The 19740-nt window shown below is 58.5% G+C and carries 15 protein-coding genes; 6 read left to right on the forward strand and 9 right to left on the reverse strand.

Annotation, left to right across the window (positions count from 1 at the left end; translation table 11 throughout):
• Nucleotides 1-26 precede the first annotated feature (26 nt).
• The 7 genes from DOU54_RS07965 to DOU54_RS07995 form a co-directional block, all read right to left on the reverse strand.
• Nucleotides 27-923: a LysR substrate-binding domain-containing protein gene (locus DOU54_RS07965; protein ID WP_072494812.1), complete on the reverse strand. Its 897-nt coding sequence runs from the start codon at nt 921-923 to the stop codon at nt 27-29.
• Between the two features lie 205 nt (nt 924-1128).
• On the reverse strand, nt 1129-2640 hold the full coding sequence (locus tag DOU54_RS07970; RefSeq protein WP_113380816.1) for a serine hydrolase domain-containing protein: 1512 nt from the start codon (nt 2638-2640) through the stop codon (nt 1129-1131).
• A gap of 213 nt (nt 2641-2853) precedes the next feature.
• Nucleotides 2854-3594: an ABC transporter ATP-binding protein gene (locus tag DOU54_RS07975; protein ID WP_022556864.1), complete on the reverse strand. Its 741-nt coding sequence runs from the start codon at nt 3592-3594 to the stop codon at nt 2854-2856.
• Nucleotides 3591-4421: an ABC transporter ATP-binding protein gene (locus tag DOU54_RS07980; protein ID WP_004443518.1), complete on the reverse strand. Its 831-nt coding sequence runs from the start codon at nt 4419-4421 to the stop codon at nt 3591-3593. Before DOU54_RS07980 ends, DOU54_RS07975 begins: the two co-directional genes overlap by 4 nt.
• Nucleotides 4422-4424: 3 nt before the next feature.
• Entirely contained in the window at nt 4425-5327 is a 903-nt protein-coding gene (nikC, locus tag DOU54_RS07985) for a nickel transporter permease (RefSeq protein WP_004443520.1), read from the reverse strand.
• Nucleotides 5324-6337, reverse strand: coding sequence for an ABC transporter permease (locus DOU54_RS07990; RefSeq protein ID WP_034498671.1), 1014 nt, complete (start codon nt 6335-6337; stop codon nt 5324-5326). The genes nikC and DOU54_RS07990 overlap by 4 nt, the downstream gene beginning before the upstream one ends.
• 2 nt (nt 6338-6339) lie before the next feature.
• The gene (locus tag DOU54_RS07995; RefSeq protein ID WP_004443523.1) at nt 6340-7935 is read right to left on the reverse strand and encodes an ABC transporter substrate-binding protein; all 1596 of its coding nucleotides are present in this window, start codon (nt 7933-7935) and stop codon (nt 6340-6342) included.
• A 231-nt stretch (nt 7936-8166) separates the two neighbouring features.
• Between DOU54_RS07995 and DOU54_RS08000 the strand changes: the two genes are divergently transcribed.
• Nucleotides 8167-9207: a dipeptidase gene (locus DOU54_RS08000; RefSeq protein WP_113380799.1), complete on the forward strand. Its 1041-nt coding sequence runs from the start codon at nt 8167-8169 to the stop codon at nt 9205-9207.
• Between the two features lie 58 nt (nt 9208-9265).
• On the opposite strand, the gene DOU54_RS08005 is transcribed toward DOU54_RS08000, so the two are convergent.
• On the reverse strand, nt 9266-9559 hold the full coding sequence (locus DOU54_RS08005; RefSeq protein WP_037091912.1) for a hypothetical protein: 294 nt from the start codon (nt 9557-9559) through the stop codon (nt 9266-9268).
• A 276-nt stretch (nt 9560-9835) separates the two neighbouring features.
• Between DOU54_RS08005 and mprF the strand changes: the two genes are divergently transcribed.
• The 5 genes from mprF (at nt 9836) to DOU54_RS08030 (ending at nt 18772) form a co-directional block, all read left to right on the forward strand.
• Nucleotides 9836-12436 carry a bifunctional lysylphosphatidylglycerol flippase/synthetase MprF gene (gene mprF / locus DOU54_RS08010; RefSeq protein WP_004443529.1) on the forward strand — a complete coding sequence of 867 codons (2601 nt, stop codon included), beginning with the start codon at nt 9836-9838 and terminating at the stop codon, nt 12434-12436.
• Nucleotides 12437-12447: 11 nt separating this feature from the next.
• Nucleotides 12448-13818, forward strand: coding sequence for a virulence factor (locus tag DOU54_RS08015; RefSeq protein ID WP_113380800.1), 1371 nt, complete (start codon nt 12448-12450; stop codon nt 13816-13818).
• A 224-nt stretch (nt 13819-14042) separates the two neighbouring features.
• Entirely contained in the window at nt 14043-15374 is a 1332-nt protein-coding gene (gene telA / locus DOU54_RS08020) for a telomere resolvase TelA (protein ID WP_004443532.1), read from the forward strand.
• A 329-nt stretch (nt 15375-15703) separates the two neighbouring features.
• The gene (locus DOU54_RS08025) at nt 15704-18094 is read left to right on the forward strand and encodes a DUF1217 domain-containing protein (protein ID WP_113731042.1); all 2391 of its coding nucleotides are present in this window, start codon (nt 15704-15706) and stop codon (nt 18092-18094) included.
• A 288-nt stretch (nt 18095-18382) separates the two neighbouring features.
• The gene (locus tag DOU54_RS08030) at nt 18383-18772 is read left to right on the forward strand and encodes a hypothetical protein (RefSeq protein ID WP_113380802.1); all 390 of its coding nucleotides are present in this window, start codon (nt 18383-18385) and stop codon (nt 18770-18772) included.
• Between the two features lie 96 nt (nt 18773-18868).
• Here the strand turns inward: DOU54_RS08030 and DOU54_RS08035 are convergent, their stop codons facing one another.
• Nucleotides 18869-19489: an outer membrane protein gene (locus DOU54_RS08035; protein WP_113380803.1), complete on the reverse strand. Its 621-nt coding sequence runs from the start codon at nt 19487-19489 to the stop codon at nt 18869-18871.
• Nucleotides 19490-19740 lie beyond the last annotated feature (251 nt).

The following is a 19740-nucleotide window of genomic DNA, read 5'->3' on the forward strand; positions in this document are numbered from 1 at the left end:
GTCGGAGAACCGCGGCCGGAAATGCTCTAGTCTTCGAGAACCGCCCAGATGCGCTCGACAACGGGCCGGCGGTTCTCCTTGGAGCGATAGAGCCTGATATCGACCGCGATATCGTAGGTCGGGTCTGCAGCCCGCACCAGAGCACCGCTATCAAGCTCGTGCCGCATCAGGCTTTCCGGTACCCAGGCCACACCCCAGCCGGCCATCGCCATGGCCTTCAGCCCCACCGACATGCTGCCCTCATGCACCCGCTCGAATTGCGGCAGCCGCGCGCTCAGAAGATCGCGAAGCAAAGGCCCGAAGAACGACGCTTTTTCATAATCCAGATAAGCGAAGGGTTTTTTCGCACCTTGCTGAAGCGCGTGCAGCGGTGAACCGTCTTTTGCGGGCGCTGAAACGGGAATGATCTTTTCCGCGCCCAGCACGCGGAATTCGAAAAGCTGCGCATCGAGCAACATCGGCACTTCGGGATGGGCATAGGTCAGAAGGAAATCGCTTTGCCCGTCCACCAGTGAATTGAGGTTTTCCTCCATGCTGCCGGAATCGGGCCGCAGAACCGAAAACAGCGGCCCGGCCTTCTCGTTCACACGTTTCAGCCAATCCGGAAAGAAGGTGAAGGATAAAGTATGCAGCGCTGTCAGCCGCACCGTCCTGGCATCCGCCCCCTCCTCCTGAAGAAGCGTGCGCCGTGCGTGGTAAAGCTGTTTCAGCGTTTCCTGGGCGACAGGCACGAATTTCGCCCCCGCCTCTGTCAGCCGGGAAGGATAGGATGCCCGGTCGACCAGCGTCGCGCCCACCCAGGCTTCCAGCTGCTTGATGCGCCGGCTGAAAGCCGATTGCGTCACATGCCGCTCATCCGCCGCCTTCGAAAAATTCAGCGTTCCGGCCAGCGCCAGGAAATCCTCGAGCCATTTGACTTCCAAGGGTCTGTTCTCCCACAAAGATGCCATCCCGGCCTGCCGGGAACACGGCTCTTTATTAGGAGGAATAGGAGCTGATTGAAACCCGTTAGAAGGTTTCAGGCTGTTGAGGAAATAGCCCGAGCCCCATTCTCGTCATCCCTCGGCTTGCACATCCTCTGGAGAGGTCCGAGCATGTGGCGCGCGGCGGGAGTTGGCCTCGGTCTCGTTAGCGGCTCCGTGAATATTCAATCATCCGCGCCCGGCTGCAAACCAGCTCGATCCGGTCGTCCCCCAGACGATTGAGGCAGACACGCTTCGTCCATGGCCCATCAATCAGCGTGAAGAGGAAACGGCCATTGCCGAGCGCCTTCAAGGGCATGCTGCGGCGGACGGGGCCGATACCCATCGTCAGTGAGGAGGCGTTGATCGAAAATTCAGCGCCTTCATCCGAACGCCACGACCCCGACAGATCATCCGGCACCGTATGCTCCCCGACCGGTAGGAAACGGCGCGTCGCGTGGCCGGCCTCGCCGACGATTGCATCGCCCTCAAGCCTCAGACGCATGGGCGACGATGCCGAACGCGACGATACCCAGCCCTCGGCATCTTCGTAAAGCGTGTCGTCACCATCGATGAAGGTGGATGTGCTGCCCTTGATTTCCAGCCACCACGGTCCGGTTTCAGTCACATAGAGGCCTTCCGGCAGGGTGGCTGCCGGCTTGGGCAAGGGCAACCCGGTCAAGGCCGCCATGCTTTCCAGCGCAATCTTGAAGCCATTGTTATCCTCGCGGTTCGAGACCACGACGAACCCCGTTCCGTTTTCGGGGTCGAGCAGGAAATATGTCTTGTAGCCGGGGTGTGAACCGCCATGGCCGACGAAACGCCTATTCCCGAGATGCGACCAGCGCAGGCCGAGCCCATACTCGCTCACACGCCCATCCGCCAAGGGACGTTCAGTGGAAAGCCTCTCCAGAACACCTGCAAAGCCACCCTCGCCCCGCATCAAACCCTGCAACCAACGGGTCAGCGCCTCGGCGCTGCCGGCAAGACTGCCTGAAGCGGAAATATGCAGGCCCGCGGCCGAAAGCTGCCACTTGTCTTCGAACTTCCAGTAACCCGGCGCAAGCCCATCCACCGGATCGTTCCAGACGTCGGGCGCCTTCAGGAAAACGCCAAAGGGGCCGGCAATCTGCGTCTGCACGAAATCGTCGAAACGGAAACCCCGGCGCTCCAGCGCCGCTTCCACCAGACGGTAACCGGTATTGGAATAGGAAACTTCGCTGCCGGCATCGAAATTCAGCCGGGTCAGCCGGGACAGGTATTCGAGAAGCGGACCGGCCTTCGTTTCGGTATAGACGGAAAGCCCAAGCAAGGAGAGACACTCGCGCGTGTCCGGCAGGCCGCCGCTCATATCCAGCGCCTGCCCGACCGTGACATCGCACAGCGGCGATTGCAGCTCCGGCAGATGTTTGCCGAGCGGATCGTCGAGCCCGATCAGATCCGCATGGGCCAGCACCATGGCGCAAAAGACATGCTTGGTGACTGAGGCATACCGCACCACGCTCTGCGGCGTGAAGGGCGCAAAGGTCGAAAGGCTCTCGACGCCGCCGGCATGGGCAAAACGAATACCGTCGAGATCGAAGCCGATCACTGCTCCGCCCGGCTCGGAGCCTGTCCATTGCGAGACGAAGGTCTCTGAATGGGCTGACGCGGCGTTCCAGTCGAGTTGCTGTGGCATGGCTTGGTCTCTTATCTCGTCGTCTTTACAGAAAAGCCTCGGCACCGCCGCTTGTTTCTTCTCCCCGCCGGGGAGAAGGTGGCCCGAAGGGCTGGATGAGGGGGCGACGCCAGCGATATGCGGAGAGCTGGCCCCCTCATCCCGCTGCCGCGGACTTCTCCCCGGCGGGGAGAAGAAGCGAGCGGCATCCGCTCGATCCATGGTCGCATGGACTCAGGCCGGCTCTTCCAGCCGGATGCTCAGGCTACGCAGCTCTTCCGTATGCGGATGTTTCGTCCGTCCCTCGCGCAGATCACCCGCGCTCAGCTGCTCCACCATCTCCCCATTCAACATCACGCCCACCTGCGGGCAAAGATGCGCAATGACTGCCAGATTGTGGCTGACGAGAATATAGGTAAGGTTGCGCGCTGCGCGCAGGTCCTGCAACAGGTTGAGGATTTCCGCCTGCACCGACACATCGAGCGCTGAAGTCGGCTCATCAAGCAGCAGCACCTGCGGATCGGCGATCAAGGCGCGGGCAATCGCCACGCGCTGGCGCTGGCCGCCGGAAAGCTGGTGCGGGAACCGGAAACGCACCGCCTGCGGCAGGGCGACGTCCGACAAAGCCTGCTGGATGCGCTTTTCGATATTGTCCATGCCGTGCACCAGCGGCAGTTCGCTGAGGATACGGTCGATGGTCTGGCGCGGATGCAGCGACCCGTAGGGGTCCTGAAACACCATCTGCACCTGCCGGAAGAATTCCGGCGTACGACGCAGAGGGGCATCCTTGCCGGCAAAGGCGATACGCCCTTCCCAGCTTTCATTGAGGCCGGCCATGGCGCGCAGGATGGTGGACTTGCCCGAGCCGCTTTCACCGACGATGCCGAAGCTGCCGCCTTTTTCCACCGAAAAGGAGACGCCTTTAACCACTTCGCGGTCGCCGAACTTGATACGGAGGTTTTCGACGTCGATCATTGGCTGGACCACGCTGCATCACGGTTGAGAACGGGAAGACGCTCGCGCGGATGCGTCAGCGAGGGAATGCAGTTCAAAAGTCCCTGCGTATAAGGATGCTGGGCTTTCAGAAGCTCGGAAGCCTTCAGCTCCTCCATCACCCGGCCGGAATACATCACCGCAACACGATCGCAGAAATGCGAAACGAGCGGCAAGTCATGGCTGATGAGGATAAGACCCATGCCCCGCTCCGACACCAGCTCCTCGATCAGCCGCAGGATTTCCGCCTGCACGGTGGCGTCGAGTGCGCTGGTCGGTTCGTCGGCAATCAGCAGCTCCGGATCGGGGGCGAGCATCATGGCGATCATCACGCGCTGGCCCATACCGCCTGAAACCTCATGCGCATAGGACGAAGCAACCTGACGCGGATTGCGGATTTTCACCTGATCGAGCAGCGCGATTGCCGCTTCCATGGCGGCTCGCTTGCTGCCGCCCTTATGGGTGCGCCATGCTTCGGCTACCTGCGCACCAATAGTCTTCACCGGGTTCAGCGAATATTTCGGGTCCTGCAGGATGAAGCCGGCCCGCTTGCCGCGGATCTGGCGCATCTGCCTTTCGCTGGCGGACAGCACGTCGATGCCGTCAAAAGCGAGCTTGTCTGCGCGGATATCGGCATTGGAGGGCAGGAGCTTCATCAGCGCACGGGCCGTCAGGCTCTTGCCGGAACCGGATTCGCCGACGATGCCGAGTTTTTCGGTTCCGAGTTTCATGGAGACACCACGCACCGCCTCGAAACGGCTGGTGCGGGTCTGGAAGGCGATCTTCAGATTTTCGATTTCGACCAGCATGGCTCAATGTCCCTTCGGGTCGAGAACGTCGCGCAGGCCATCGCCGAGGAAGTTGAAGGCGAGCGAAACGAGGAAGATGGCGATACCGGGAATGGTGGCGACCCACCATTGTTCGAAGATGAAGCGCTTGGCTGTCGCAATCATCGCGCCCCATTCCGGCGAAGGCGGCTGCGCGCCCATGCCGAGGAAGCCGAGGCTGGCGGCGGTGATGATGATGGAGCTCATGTCGAGCGTGATGCGCACGATAAGGCTCGGCACGCAGAGCGGCGCGATATGCCGGGCGATGATGCGCCAGGCGGAAGCGCCGGTCAGCCGATAGGCCGCGACGAAGTCGCTGCCGCGAACCGTCATGGTTTCAGCGCGCGCCAGACGCGCATAAGGCGGCCAGGCGGTGAGCGCGATGGCGAGAATGGCGCTTTCGACGCCCGGTTTTAGCGCCGCGACAAAGGCAAGCGCAAGGATGAGCCGCGGAAACGCTAGAAACACGTCCGTCACGCGCATCAGCACCGTATCGACGATGCCGCCGAAATAACCGGCGATGCAGCCGATGGCAAGACCGATGGGGGCGACGAGAACGACGACGGCAATGACCATGCCAAGCGTGACGCGACCACCGTAGAGAATACGCGAGAGAATGTCGCGACCAAGCTCATCCGTGCCGAACCAGTGCTCGGCGCTCGGGAACGCCAGGCGGTTGCCGAGGTTCTGCGTCGCCGGATCGTAGGGAGCGAGCAGCGGCGCCAGCAGCGACAGCGCGATGAAAAGGACGATGATCGTTAGACCGACCACCGCCAGCGGATTGGACTTGAGGTTGAGCCAGATGCGATACCGGTTGCCCCAGGCAGCCTGTGTTCGCGAATGCGGCGTCTCATCCAGCGCCCAGTTTCTGAAATTTGCTAACATCATCGAACGCGAGGATCCATAACTCTGTAAAGCACGTCTGCGAGCAGGTTGAGGGCGACATAGATGAAGCCGATCAACAGGGTTGCTCCGACGACGGGGTTCATGTCCGCGTTCATGAGCGAGACGGTGAGATATTGACCAAGGCCCGGCCAGCTGAAGACGGTTTCCGTCACCACGGCGCCTTCGAGAAGGCCGGCATAGGTGAGCGCGAGAACCGTGACGAGCTGCACGGCGACCGTCGGAAAGGCGTGTCCCCAGATCACGGTCATGGCAGAAAGCCCCTTGGCGCGGGCGGTGATGACATATTCGCCCTTCAGCGCATCTATCATGAAGGCGCGCGTCATGCGGGTGATATAGGCCATGCTGAAATAGGCGAGAATGCAGACGGGCTGCACCATATGGGCGATGGCGTCGTAAAAGGCGTCCCAGTCGCCCGCAAGCAGCGTGTCGACCGTCATCAGGCCGGTAACCTGCGTGATCATGCCGTCATAGATGATGTCCTGACGCCCCGGCCCCGGTGCGACGCCAAGCGTGGCGTAAAAGACGAGCAGCGAAATCAGCGCCAGCATGAAAACAGGCACCGAGTGGCCGGCAAGGCAGACGACGCGGATGACCTGATCCGTCAGCTTGCCCTGCTTGACGGCGGCCCAGACACCAAGCGGAATGCCGATCAGCGCGGCAAGAATGAGCGCTGCGGTGGCAAGTTCGAAGGTGGCGGGGAAAACGCGCTTGATATCGATCCAGACCGGATTGCGGGTCAGGATCGAATTGCCGAAATCGCCATGCAGAACCTGCGTGACATAATGGAAAAACTGCACGACCAGCGGCTGGTCGAGACCCATTTCGGCCCGGACCCGCACGATGACGTCTTCGGGCGCATTGTCGCCGACCGCCGCGATGACGGGATCGACGGGCATGACGCGCCCGATCATGAAGGTGATGATCATCAAACCGAACAGCGTCAGAAGGACGCTGCTCAGTATCGACGATATGCTTTTAACGCGCTTGTTCAATGTCACGCTTTCTTCGCATCGTGGTAGGAATTGCCCTCGGAGAGAACGCCGAGTTCGAAACCGGAAACGCCCTTGCGGAAGGCTGCCGTCTTGGTGGTCTGGAACATGAACACGAAGGGGCTGTTTTCCATGTGCTCGCGCTGCAGGGCTTCATAAAGCTCCACGCGCTTTGCAGGATCCTTCTCGTCACGCGCGGCTTCCGCCTTGGCGGCAAAGTCGTCGTTCTTGAAGCGCGAACGCCACAGGAAGGGCTTCGACTTGGCGTCGTCGCCATTGTCCTTGTTGATGTTGAAGACATCGGCGTTGGAATGCGGATCGAAATAATCCGTGCCCCAGGCCGACAGCGCCATCTGGTGTTCGCGGGCGCGCATCTTGGTCAGAACCTGGCGGTTCTCGGCCGATTGCAGGCGCACCTTGATGCCGATATCGGCAAGGTTTGCCTGGATGGCCTGCGCCAGGTCCGGATAAGGCTGGGCGGAATAATGGTCCATGCTGATTTCGAAACCATCGGCAAGGCCGGCTTCGGCCATCAGTGCCTTGGCCTTTTCGACATCGCGCTGGAACGGAATGTCGTTGACGGCGCCGGGGAAGCCCTTCGGCTCGAAGCTCTGGTGGATTTCGTGCGTCAGCGGCACGATGTTTTCCTGCATGCCCTTGTAGTCCAGCGCCCACTTGATCGCCTGCCAGACCTGCGGCTTCGCAAGGTTCTCATTGCCCTGGTTGAGCGAGATCAGCACCAGCGAAGCGATGGACTTGCGCTCCAGCTCGATGTTGGCGTCGTCCTTGACGGTACGCAGCTGCTCCGAGGTCAGGTCACGGGCAATGTCGATATCGCCCTTCTGCAGCATCAGCAGCTGGGAAGACGGATCGGTAACGTGGCGCAGGATGATACGCTTGATGTTGCCCTTGTAGGGACCGTTCGGGTTGACGTTGAGCGCGACGCTTTCGCTGGGTTTCCAGGCCTGCAGCACGAAATCGCCGGAACCGGCGCTGTTCTTCTGCAGCCAGCCATTGCCGAGGTCTTCACCAGAAGCATTGGCAAGAACCACCTTCTTTTCGACGATCGCGCCAATATTGGCCGAGAGGCAATAAAGCAGGAAGGAGATGGCGGTCGGCCTCGCCGTCGTCAGCTTCACCGTCTTCTCGTCGGCGGCAACAATGGTCGTCTCGACATTGTCAGGCGCAAAGCCGAACTGGCTGATGATGAAGGCCGGGCTCTTGTTCATCTTGATGGCGCGCTGCAGCGAGAAGGCAACGTCTTCCGCCGTGACCTTGGCGCCGCTCGAGAAGGTCGCGTCGTCGCCGATGGTGAAGGTGAAGACCTTGCTGTCCGCATCGGCTTCCCACGACTTGGCGATGACGGGATCGACCTTGGTGGAATCCTCGCGGTTGGCGCGCACCAGCTTCTGATACATGTTGGAGATGATTTCACCGCCGACAGCCTCGAAACCTTCATGTGGGTCAAGGCTCGTCATGTTGTCCAGCTGCTGCGCAACGACCAGAATATCCTTCGGCGTGGCGGCGAAGGCCGGGATGCGCGCATAGGACAGGAACGGAACGGCGGCGCCGGCAATCAACAGGTTGCGTCTTGAAATCATCGAAAATCCCCTTTCGGACCTTATTTTTCGGAAAATGGTGGGTTTGCCCCAATCCAGTCGTTTTTTTTATGTTTTCCCGCGATTACCACGAGCAAACGAGGCCCGACCAATTCCAAATTTGGCAGAGCCTATGCACGGATTGCATTTGCTCCCGCCTTGACCTTTCCTCTACCAATTCCGAAAACTTGTCCGCAGGCGCGTCCGCGCAATCCCATTTCCGAAGGTGAGACCATGACTGATCAAAAAACCGTACCCGTCTTCGACGGCCACAATGATGTGCTTTTGCGGTTATGGCGATCGGGCAACGCTTCTCCCGAAACACTTCTGATCGAAGGCGATACCGTCGGCCATATCGATCTGCCTCGTGCAAAAAAAGGCGGCCTCGCCGGTGGCCTCTGCGCCGTCTATGTACCTTCGCCCAGCATGGATAAGGACGCCAACGGCGACTACCCGACGCCCACCGAGGCGGATGCGCTGAAGGCGACGCTTGCCATGGCGGGCCTTTTGTTCCGGGCCGAGAAGCAGTCAAAGGGCGCGCTGAAGGTCTGCCGCACGGCCGCCGATATCCGCAAGGCCATGGCCGAGGGCACCTTCGCCTCCGTCTTCCATATCGAAGGCGCAGAAGCAATCGGTGCTGATCTCGATGCCCTCCACGTTCTTCACGAGGCGGGCCTGCGCACACTCGGACCGGTCTGGAGCCGCCCGAACATCTTCGCCTACGGCGTTCCCTTCCGTTTCCCCTCAACACCGGATATCGGCCCGGGCCTGACGGATGCCGGCAAGCGGCTGATAAAGACCTGCAACGAACTGAAGATCTTGGTCGACCTGTCGCATATGAACGAACAGGGTTTCTGGGACATCGCCAGGATATCGGATGCACCGCTGGTGGCATCACACTCCAACGCTTACGCAATCTGCAACCACAGCCGCAACCTGACGGATCGTCAGCTGGATGCCATCCGAGATACGGGTGGCCTCGCTGGCATCAACTTTGGTGTCTTGTTCCTGCGTCAGGACGGCGTGAAGAACCCGGATACCGATCTCAACGAACTCGTTCGCCATGTGGACTACATCGTCAACCGCATCGGCATCGATCACGTGGCGCTCGGTTCGGATTTCGACGGCACCACCATACCCGCCGCCATGAAGGATGCGGCCGATCTGCAATTGCTGGTCGAAGCGATGCGCAAGAGCGGTTATGACGACGTGGCGCTTGCCAAAATCTGCCACGGCAACTGGATTCGGGTGCTGGAAAAGACCTGGGGCGCGTGAGGCAAAAATAAAGTTTCATCCCCGGCGCAAAGCGCCGGAGACAGAAAGCGGCGGGCCTTCAGGCCTTTGCCGCTTTTTTCCTGCCGGTCGCACGGAAGGTGAGAAGCCCGGCCACCAGCCCGATCATGGCCCATTTCATCGGCAGCACGTCCGCCGTCTCGCTGCGGATCGGCAGCACGGTTACGGTTCCCGGCTGCGATTCATAACCCATCTGGCCCTTTGCCTTAGCCTCGGCAATCTGCTGCGGCGAAACGACCCATTCGGCACCGCGCATCTTGTCCACCGCCATATATCCGGCGCCCGCCACGAGCGCGACGACGAGTGAAACGACTATTCTTGTGGGCATGTTCATTGGTATCTCCTTCAATCCAAAGGAGCGTGTAGTTGCATCAAATGCCGCCACCAAGCAACCGGAGCGATCAATTTCGTCGCGTTTTCATCAAACTCGGAAATCGCACATTTCGTGGTTGCATTCATCGGAATATAATTGGCAAAATCATCCGGAAACCTGTCCAAACTTCACATCGACACGTCACGCATTTCTGCTAAGCAAATTTCCGCAACTGAAACGAATTAGCGACACAATCCTGTGGTTCGCCAACCGACGGGACGGCGCTGGAAAAGATAAATGGCAGACAAGAGCGAAATTACAGAGACCGATATTGCCGACTCCGCGGTTGAAAGCTTTTTTGCCAGGAACCGTGCCTACCTGACGGCCGCGGCCATAACGCTCATCTTCGTGATGATGACGTTTGCAATTTATCGTCTCACCTCGGAAGTAAGATACGACGATGTGATTGCGGCCCTTCTCGACACGTCTTTTTCCTCGGTTCTTCTTGCTATCGTCTTTACCGCGCTGAGCTTCCTGTCACTGATTTTTTATGATGCCAATGCCATCGAATATGTCGGCAAGAAAGTGCGGTTTCCGTCAATGGCGGTCACGGCCTTCGCGGCCTATGCCATCGGCAACACCGCTGGCTTCGGGCCGCTGAGCGGCGGCGCCATCCGCTTCCGCGCCTATTCCCGGCTGGGGCTTTCCCCGGGAGACATCGCACGGGTCATCGCCTTCGTCACGCTGTCGTTCGGCCTTGGGCTTTTGTCGGTGAGCGCGCTTTCAACCTTCATCGTCGCGCCCCGCATCGCCGCAATCATCGGTTTCGACCCGCTCGTGCTGAGAGGCGCGGCGCTCGCCGTCATCGCCATTCTCGTGGCCACGGCCTATATCGGGCGCAATGGCAGAGCGATACGCCTCGGCAAATGGCGGCTGCGCCTTCCAGACAGCCGTACGTCTTCGCGTCAGTTCCTGGTGTCTGCATTCGACATCGCCGCTTCGGCTTCCGTTCTTTACGTACTCTTGCCGGAAACGCATCTCGGCTGGCCGACCTTCTTCGCGATCTATGCCACGGCCGTGGGGCTTGGCGTTCTCAGCCACGTGCCCGCCGGCCTCGGGGTCTTCGAAACCGTGATGGTTGCCGGTCTCGGCAATGCGATCAGCGTTGATCAGCTGCTCGGAAGCCTCGTTCTCTATCGCGTCATTTACCACGTGCTGCCGCTGGTGGTCGCCATTCTGGTGATGATCGTTTCGGAAATGAAGCAGTTTGCGGCAAAGCCCGTTGTATCCGATATCAGCCAGCTTGCCGTGCGGCTGGCGCCACCGCTGCTGTCCACATTCGCGATCATTCTCGGCACCATGCTGATTTTCTCGAGCGTGACACCGACGCCGGGCAGCAACCTGGATTTCCTCTCGAACTTCGTCCCGTTGCCTATCATCGAGGCCGCTCACTTTCTGACCAGCATTCTCGGCCTTGGCCTCGTCGTCGCCTCCCGCGGCTTGGGGCAGAGACTGGATGGCGCATGGTGGATCGCCCTCGTTGCGGCATCTCTGGCGCTCATTCTCTCGCTTCTCAAGGCGATCGCGGTTTTCGAAGCGATCTTTCTCGGCTTGTTCATCGTCGCGCTCGCCGCCAACATGCGCAGCTTCAACCGTCACGCCTCTCTAGTCAAACAGGCGCTCGGGCCAAGCTGGCTCGCGGCCATGGCCGTCATCGTCGCCGGCGCGGCCACCATCCTTCTCTTCGTCTATCGCGATACCGATTACAGCCATACGCTCTGGTGGCAGTTCGAATTCTCCGAGGAAGCGCCACGCGGACTGCGCGCCCTTTTAGGCCTCGTGCTTGCCTCCTCCACCATCGCCATCTTCAGCCTCATGAGGCCGGTAGCCTTCCGCCCGGATGCCATCAAGGCCGAAGATATCGCAAGTGCTACAGACATTGTCATGAAGCAGGATGCGGCCGATGCCAATCTGGTGCGCATGGGCGACAAGCACGTGATGTTTTCCGAAAGCGGCAATGCCTTCATCATGTACGGCATTCAGGGCCGCTCATGGATCGCGTTTGCCGATCCGGTCGGCGATGAAGATGATTTCCCTGACCTCGTGTGGCAATTCGTCGAAGGAGCCCGTGCCGCTGGCGCACGTGCCGCCTTCTATCAGATTTCGCCCTTCCTGCTGTCCCATTGCGCCGACGCGGGTCTGCGCGCCTTCAAGCTGGGCGAACTGGCCCTGGTCGATCTCACCGCATTCGAACTCAAAGGTGGCAAGCTTGCCAATCTTCGCCAGTCGCTGAGCCGCGGCGCGCGCGACGGGCTGACCTTCGAGGTCATCGAAAAGACCCAGGTGCAGGATGTTCTGGAAGAGCTGAAACAGGTTTCCGACGGCTGGCTCGCCCACCATAACACCCGCGAAAAACGCTTTTCGCTCGGTGCTTTCGAGCCGGACTACATTCTGTCGCAACCCGTTGCCGTGCTGCGCAAGGATGGAAAGATCACCGCCTTCGCCAATCTGATGGTGACGGATACGAAAAAGGAAGCCACCGTCGATCTCATGCGCTTTTCCCCGGATGCGCCGCGCGGCTCGATGGACTTTCTCTTCGTCAGCATCATGCAATATCTGCGCGAGGCCGGTTACGAGAGCTTCAATCTCGGCATGGCGCCCATGTCCGGCATGTCTAAACGCGACGCGGCGCCCGTCTGGGACCGGATCGGCAGCACACTGTTCGAACACGGTGAACGATTCTACAACTTCAAGGGGCTTCGCGCCTTCAAGGCCAAGTTCCACCCGAAATGGGAACCGCGTTACCTCGCCGTACAGAACGGTGCAGATGCCGCTCTGGCGCTGATGGATGCGACGGTTCTGATCAGCGGCGGTGTCAGAGGAGTGATCGGAAAATGAGAAGATTCAGCATGCTCAAAGCAGTTCTGGCCGCCTCCGCCCTGTTTGCATCCCCCTTGTTCGTTTCTGGCGCCGTTTTTGCTGAGGACAAGCCCGCATACGAAACCGGCATGATCCCCGCCGGGCACATCATGGTGCCTGATGGCGACATCCTCGCCAGCGTCTTCCTGATTTCCGATGCGGACGGATGGTCGGCGGCCGATGAGACCCGTGCCAAGGCGCTGGTAGAAAAGGGCGCCGCCGTGGTCGGCATAGACTTCAAGGAATATCTGAAGGCGCTCGAGGCCGACGATGACGAGTGCATCTATATGATCTCGGACATCGAGTCACTCTCGCAGCAGATCCAGCGCACCGCCGGCACCAGCAGCTATCGCCAGCCCATCCTTTCCGGCATCGGCAAGGGCGGAACGCTGGCGCTGGCGATGATTGCGCAGAGCCCTGTCTCCACCGTGCGGGAGGCCATCGCCGTGGACCCCAAGGCCGGCCTGCCTCTCGAGAAGATCCTCTGTACCCCCGCCACCAAAGATAAAGTGGATGGCGAAACCGTTTATGGTCTGACCGACGGTCCCCTTCCTGCCCCCGTCAGCGTGCTGTTCACCTCTGCTGCGGATCAGAAGGGCCGCGACCACGTCAACGCGCTTGTCAAGCTGCATCCCGATATCGACGTGACGGATGTGGATGACAAGGCGGACGAGGTTCTGACCCAGACCCTCTCCGACCAGGTCGACGCCGCAGGCGACACCGACAGTCCGCTCGGCCTGCCGATCAAGGTTCTGGAAACCAGCCCTGTCATGGACACCATGGCGGTGATCTATTCCGGCGACGGCGGCTGGCGCGATCTTGACGAAGAAGTGGGCGGCGCCTTCCAGAAGGAAGGCATACCCGTCATCGGCGTCGATTCACTCCGCTATTTCTGGAAGGAAAAGAAACCACAGGAGGTCGCAAGCGATCTCGGCCGCATCATCGATACCTATCGCAAGGAATGGAAAGTCCGCAATGTGGTGTTGATCGGCTATTCCTTCGGTGCCGATATTATCCCCGCCACCTATAATCTGCTGCCCGACCGCGACAAATCGCATGTCGTGCAGCTGACCCTGATGGGTCTTTCCACCGAAGTGGATTTCGAAATTTCCGTCGAAGGCTGGCTTGGCGTGGCCGGCGAAGGCAAGGGCGGCAAAACGGTCGATGACATCGCGAAGATCGATCCGAAGCTGGTGCAATGCATATATGGCACGGAAGAAGAAGACGAAGACCCCTGCCCCGGCCTGAAAGCCAAGGGCGTGGAGGCGGTCGGCATCGAGGGCGGCCACCACTTTGACGAGGATTATGAAGGGTTGGCCAAGCGTATCGTGACGTCGCTGAAGACCCGGCTGTCGAAATAACGGCGTCTCACTCACCACCTTGACCCGGGCTACGACAGGAGCCCTCGACAATCCTTGGCGGCGAATGGACCGCCGACGCTTTTCCGCATCGCGCTTGCGGAATCGCCTAAACTATTATTCAAAAGAACCGGACTGCAGTGGATGTTGATCTATTTCTGCAACCCTGCTGCTGTTGATCGCAAACCATCGATTTATATATCCGGACCGGTTCAGGGAGCCGCCGCATGCTTTCCTCAAAACGAAAAACAAAAACGCCGGTCCTGGTGGAACGCATCGACCACTTTGTCGCACAGGTCAAAGAGGCGATGAAAAACGACGACGCCTCGCGCAACAGAAAGATCCGCGATCTGTGGGACGCCGAGGTCCGCTACCATTTCGACAATGGGCGTACCGAAAAGACTCTCGAACTTTACATCATGAAGTACCGTAACGCCTTGAAGGCCGAATTCGGTCCCAAGAGCACGCCGCTTGCCATTTGCAACATGAAAAAACTGCGCGAGCGGCTGAAAACCTACATCGAACGTGCCGACTATCCGAAAACGGGCGTAGCAACCTCGATCGTCGAGAAAATCGAACGCGCGGAATTTAATACAGCCGGCCGCAAACCCACCGTTCTTCTACGCATCGCGGATTTCATTTCTGCGATGAACGGCATGGGCACGAAAGAAGAGATGCAGACCCTGTGGAATGCTGAAATCAGCACCATGAAGGGCAGAGCCCAGACAACGATCATCTCCTACATCACCAAATATCGCAACGCCATCCGCGAGGCGTTTGGCGACGATCACCCGATGCTGAAAATCGCCACCGGCGACGCTGCGATGTATGACGATGCGCGACGGGTGAAGATGGAGAAGATCGCCAGAAAGCACGGCGCGCTGATCACCTTCGAGAATTACCGCCAGGTTCTGAAGATCTGTGCCGACAAACTCCTGTCAGCCGATCCCCTGATGATCGGCATCGGCCTGATCGGCATGACCGGACGCCGACCCTACGAAGTCTTTACCCAGGCGGAATTTTCGCCTGCTCCCTATGGCAAGGGCATTTCCAAATGGAGCGTCCTGTTCAACGGCCAGGCCAAGACAAAACAGGGCGAGGGAACGAAATACGGTGTGACCTATGAGATCCCGGTGCTCGCGCGCTCGGAAACCATTCTTGCCGCCTATAAGCGCCTGCGCGAAAGCGGGCAGGGAAAATTGTGGCATGGCATGTCGATCGATGATTTTTCATCGGAGACGCGCCTGTTGCTCAGGGACACGGTTTTTAACCTCTTCGAAGATCTCTGGCCGAAGGAGGAGCTTCCCAAGCCCTATGGTCTTCGGCATCTCTATGCGGAGGTGGCTTATCATAATTTCGCACCTCCCCACGTGACCAAGAACAGCTATTTCGCCGCCATTCTGGGGCATAACAACAACGATCTCGAAACCTCCCTCTCCTATATGACCTACACGCTGCCGGAGGATCGAGACGATGCGCTTGCACGGGCAAAGCGCACGAACGAGCGGGCATTGCAGCAAATGGCCGCCATTGCGCCGGTTTCCCGCAGCAATCCATAGCGCAGCCGCACCTGCCTTGCGGCCAAGCACGCGATGGAACCGACGCGCAGGACTGTCCCCGCGGAGATTTCGACATGCCGTTGCGCCCCGATCCGGGCGCGCGCTCCCGTTCCCCTGCTTTGGATAAACCGCCGATTTTTCTACCACTTCCAGCCACGATGTATTGTACCAACACCGCTGCGAACAAAATAATTAAATGAATCAATATTTTATAAATTAAACACTAACGAATTATATGAAGTATAAATTAAATAAATACAGCCACACACAAGTTATATCCGAAACAATATTGACAGTTTTCACGAATTAATATTTTCCGGAGGCTTGGGGTGCTGCCCGCATATACAACTTACACCCTCTATAATCGCGACCTGGCATCGTCACTGAAACGCGTCGCAAACGATCCGATCGTATCGCGCGACGCCAAATATTACGCCGACAATATTGGCAAGATCAAAAATCTCGATGAGTTTCTGAAGGACCACAGGCTATATTCCTACGCCATGAAGGCCTATGGCCTCGGCGAGATGACCTACGCCGCCGCCTTCAAGAAGGTGCTGGAAAGCAATCTCAACGACCCGAACAGTTTCGCCAACAAGCTGAAGGACACCCGCTACCGCGACTTCGCGGCGGCGTTTGATTTCGGCACTATCAAATCGGAAAAAACGGTTCAAACGCAAACCCAGCAGGACCGGCTGGTTGCCGCCTATCACGATGCACACAAACAACGAGACGACGAACTGAAGGAGGAAACGCGGTATTACAACATCGTCATCGACACGGTCGGCCATGTGGATGACATCTTCAAAAACACGCGGTTACGGGATTATGTTTTCAAATCCTTCGGCATCGACGCCGAAGCCTTCAACTACAAACATCTGCGGGATGTTCTGACCAGCGATATCAGCAGCGCCGACAGTTACGTCAACAGAACCTACAAACCTCTGGTCGAGGAATGGCAGGCAAAGACCGCCGATCTGCGCATCGAACGCGCAAAAGTCCCCTCCGCCGATAAGGCGTCGCTCGCCAAAATCGATTATCTGCTTGGCCAGTACAACAAGCGCATCGCCAATGCACACAAGCTCTTCGAAATGGCGGCAGCGTTTAATTTCCGCGATGACGGTTTCGTGGATGACGGCACGAAAGCGCAGACGGCAACCCAGAAGCGGCTGATCAACGAAACCTATGTTTTATCGTATCCTCGCCTGACGCAGACCGGCGCAGTTCTCAATCGCGACTTCTTCGCGCAAAAGATGAACGAGATTACCGATGCCGGACAACTCATATCCAATTCCCGTCTTAGAACGATGTTGATCGTCGCCTTCAACCTCAGGGACGACACCGATACCGACAGGAAAATCCAGTGGGCGCTTCGCGAAAATCCCGACGATCCGCAAAGCGCGCTTCACGCCGAGAAGGACAAAGGCTTCATCGATCTTGCGAGAGCGTTCAATTTCGACGGGGAAGGCAAGATCGCTGCCGGAAAGACGATCCAGACCGCCGCCCAGCTCAGTACGATGATGACACTTTATTTCAACCGCTACGACGACGCACAGGAGGCGGCGGACCAAAAGACGATCAAGGACTACAGACGCTATATCGGCCTGACGAAAAACCTGGAGGACTTCCTCTCCGCTGCACCGGCAGCCGTTACCATTCGCAATTTCGCGCTGAAGGCATTCAACATCAGCCCCGAAGAGGTTTCCACGTTCAAGTTGAAGAAGGTCTTCACCAGTGACCTGTCGGACCCAAAAAGTTATGTCCGCAGCCTCAAAGACGACAGGTTCGTCCGGCTGGCGAAAGCCTATAATTTCGATGCCGAAGGCAGGATCGGCTCACCACGGCTGGCCCAGGCCGAAAACGAGATTACCCGCATCTCCCGGAACTACGTTCTCGAAATGACCCGATGGAACACGGCCTCGAAGAGCAGGGAGACGACAGGCAAGCAGGATGAGGAACTCGCCGCCTATCGCCAGAAAAACAGCAAAGACAAGATAAAGGAAAAGGCAAAGACGGAGGCCGCCTATTACCGCCAGCAGATGGAGACGTTGGAAACCGTTGATCAGTTGCTTGCCGACCGCCGTCTGGTGGATTTCATGCTTGTTGCCGAACGCATCGACCCCAAATCGGTCAGCACCGATTATCTGAAAAAGATCTTCAAATCCGACCTCAAAGACCCGAAAAGCTTCGCCAACACCGAAAAGGATCCCCGCTTTCGCGCGCTTGCCGGTTCCTTCAACTTCGACACCAAGGGGAATATTCGCGCGACAGCCAGCCAGCATGTCCAGAACAACCGCGGCCTGATGGAAACGCGTGACAAATACGTTCGGCAGACGCTGGAGGAAAGGGCGGGAGAAGAAAACGCCGGTGTTCGTCTTGCTCTCTATTTCAAGCGGATGGCCGGCGGCATTTCCAATGCCTACGACATACTGGCTGACAATGCGCTTTCGGAATTCACCCGCACCGCCCTTGGAATTCCCGCGGAAACCGCAAATTCCAAGGTCGAGATGCAGGCAAAGATGATCGAAAAGAAACTGAAGATGAGGGACCTGCAGGAAGCCGGCAAGGTCGACAAGCTGATTGACCGCTTTTTGCTGAGGTATGAAATGAACAATTCGCCTTCCGATCCCCGTCTCGACTTGTTCGGCAATGGCAAAATGTCCATCAGCGGCAATACGCTGGCAACCCTCGCCCAGCTTCGGAACGCCCGCAGCCGCTAACTCGTCTGCCTGAAAAGGCTGGCTGGCTCTCGGATGGAAGCTGATACTGGCTCCGGTGGCCAGTGTCAGGGCGGTCAATCCCGCCCGTAGCCCTGGTGCTGTAGAGCAGTATCATCACAGTCAACAACAGCCTGTCAGCGCACCAAAGCCGAAATTCCGTTCAGGTGCGCCCCGCTGAAGCACGGGCCCGTCGAGACGACCGTCCATCGCGCCGTCTGCTAGTGTAATGTACCTGCAATGACCTGTTCCTATCCCTGCTGAAATTTACCGCAGCTGAAAGGAATTCCCATGTCCGACAGGTCATCACTTGCAGTCCCGCCGGCAATCACCCTCATCGCCGCCACATCGCTCTTGCTCACAGCCTGCGCATCAACCGTGATGAAAACTTATGTCGGCGCACCCATCACCAGCGTGATGCTGGACTATGGGCCGCCTGACAATGTCTATAGCCTCGGCCCCGGCCAGCAGGCCTATCAGTGGCGCAAGAACAAGACGCAGGTTGTGGCCGGATCATCAAGCGGCGAGGTCCGCTCGACGCGGCATGGCGAGCGTTACGACGTGTCCGAAACGCCTGGTTATGTCGAGCGCATCGATTGCTACTACACTTTCTACACCCGCGGTTCCGGTAACGACTGGTATGTAACGAGCTTCCGGCAACCCTCACTCGAATGCGAATGATCCTCTTACGGCCCCTCGCCGTTCGAGCCATTTCCCCTTACCGCCGCTTCGACCTGAAAGCGGCGGTCTTATGCTTCTGCGTCACATGTCAGCGGATCAGAAACGATAGTTGAGGCCCGCCTTGACGACGTGATCGCTGACATCCGTCTTCGATCTGCCGCTGGAGGTCGTCGTCGATACATTTCCCGTGTTCACGTAGTTATATTCAAACTTGGCCGACAGGCCGCCGCCGAAACTCTGTTCGACACCCGCTCCCACGAGATAGCCCCGCTTCCAGTCATCCGGTCCGGTAACGCCGTTTCCATCCTTGAATTTCGTCGTGGTCAGACCTGCGGTGCCGTAAAGAAGGGTACGATCAAGCGCCACACCGGCCTTCAGCTTGGCGGCGCCACGAAAACGCTCTCTCAGGCGGCCATTCGGCACCCGCGCCTCGTTGCCGAGATACGAGCCCTCCAGCTCCGCCCCGACGACACCGGAGCCGAACTGGAAATTGTAACCGGCCTGTACGCCACCCGTCAGACCACGGCCACTGGCCAGAGGATTGACTTTTGGTGAGGCGACGCCGCCATGTGCGCCGATATAAGCCCCATTCCAGGAAAAGGCTGGCGGACTGGTATAATCGAATTGCTGCGCATTGTAGTTGGCAAGATCAGCGGAATAGGCGCTCGGTGCCGCCATAATACTGATGGCAACAAGCGATTTTGCAATGAACGACATGAATGACTCCAGACGAAACCAGGGGCGTCTCAATCTGAGGCGCCAGGATTTCCGTTCGCGTTGAAGAACCGGAAACCGGCTCCCATGGTCTCCTGTGCGAATGAGCGCAGCAGATACGGGCATTTTCCGCGCGAGAATTGCGCCTGGATTACACGCGCCCATTTTATTTAAACATAATTGTTATTTTTCAGGTGTTTATACTTATTTCTTTAATCTTATTTTAAGAACTTCAGGAGTCCGGACTTCCCGGA

The organism is Agrobacterium sp. MS2 (assembly GCF_003261015.1).
Taxonomy (GTDB): domain Bacteria; phylum Pseudomonadota; class Alphaproteobacteria; order Rhizobiales; family Rhizobiaceae; genus Agrobacterium; species Agrobacterium pusense.

Coding starts and splice junctions, on each gene's coding strand:
- DOU54_RS07975 (WP_022556864.1), bottom strand. CDS start 3,594: ATGATCGACGTCGAAAACCTCCGTATCAAGTTCGGCGACCGCGAAGTG.
- DOU54_RS08000 (WP_113380799.1), top strand. CDS start 8,167: ATGACTGATCAAAAAACCGTACCCGTCTTCGACGGCCACAATGATGTG.
- DOU54_RS08015 (WP_113380800.1), top strand. CDS start 12,448: ATGCTCAAAGCAGTTCTGGCCGCCTCCGCCCTGTTTGCATCCCCCTTG.
- DOU54_RS07995 (WP_004443523.1), bottom strand. CDS start 7,935: ATGATTTCAAGACGCAACCTGTTGATTGCCGGCGCCGCCGTTCCGTTC.
- telA (WP_004443532.1), top strand. CDS start 14,043: ATGCTTTCCTCAAAACGAAAAACAAAAACGCCGGTCCTGGTGGAACGC.
- DOU54_RS08035 (WP_113380803.1), bottom strand. CDS start 19,489: ATGTCGTTCATTGCAAAATCGCTTGTTGCCATCAGTATTATGGCGGCA.
- mprF (WP_004443529.1), top strand. CDS start 9,836: ATGGCAGACAAGAGCGAAATTACAGAGACCGATATTGCCGACTCCGCG.
- DOU54_RS08030 (WP_113380802.1), top strand. CDS start 18,383: ATGTCCGACAGGTCATCACTTGCAGTCCCGCCGGCAATCACCCTCATC.
- DOU54_RS07980 (WP_004443518.1), bottom strand. CDS start 4,421: ATGCTGGTCGAAATCGAAAATCTGAAGATCGCCTTCCAGACCCGCACC.
- DOU54_RS08005 (WP_037091912.1), bottom strand. CDS start 9,559: ATGAACATGCCCACAAGAATAGTCGTTTCACTCGTCGTCGCGCTCGTG.
- DOU54_RS07970 (WP_113380816.1), bottom strand. CDS start 2,640: ATGCCACAGCAACTCGACTGGAACGCCGCGTCAGCCCATTCAGAGACC.
- nikC (WP_004443520.1), bottom strand. CDS start 5,327: ATGATGTTAGCAAATTTCAGAAACTGGGCGCTGGATGAGACGCCGCAT.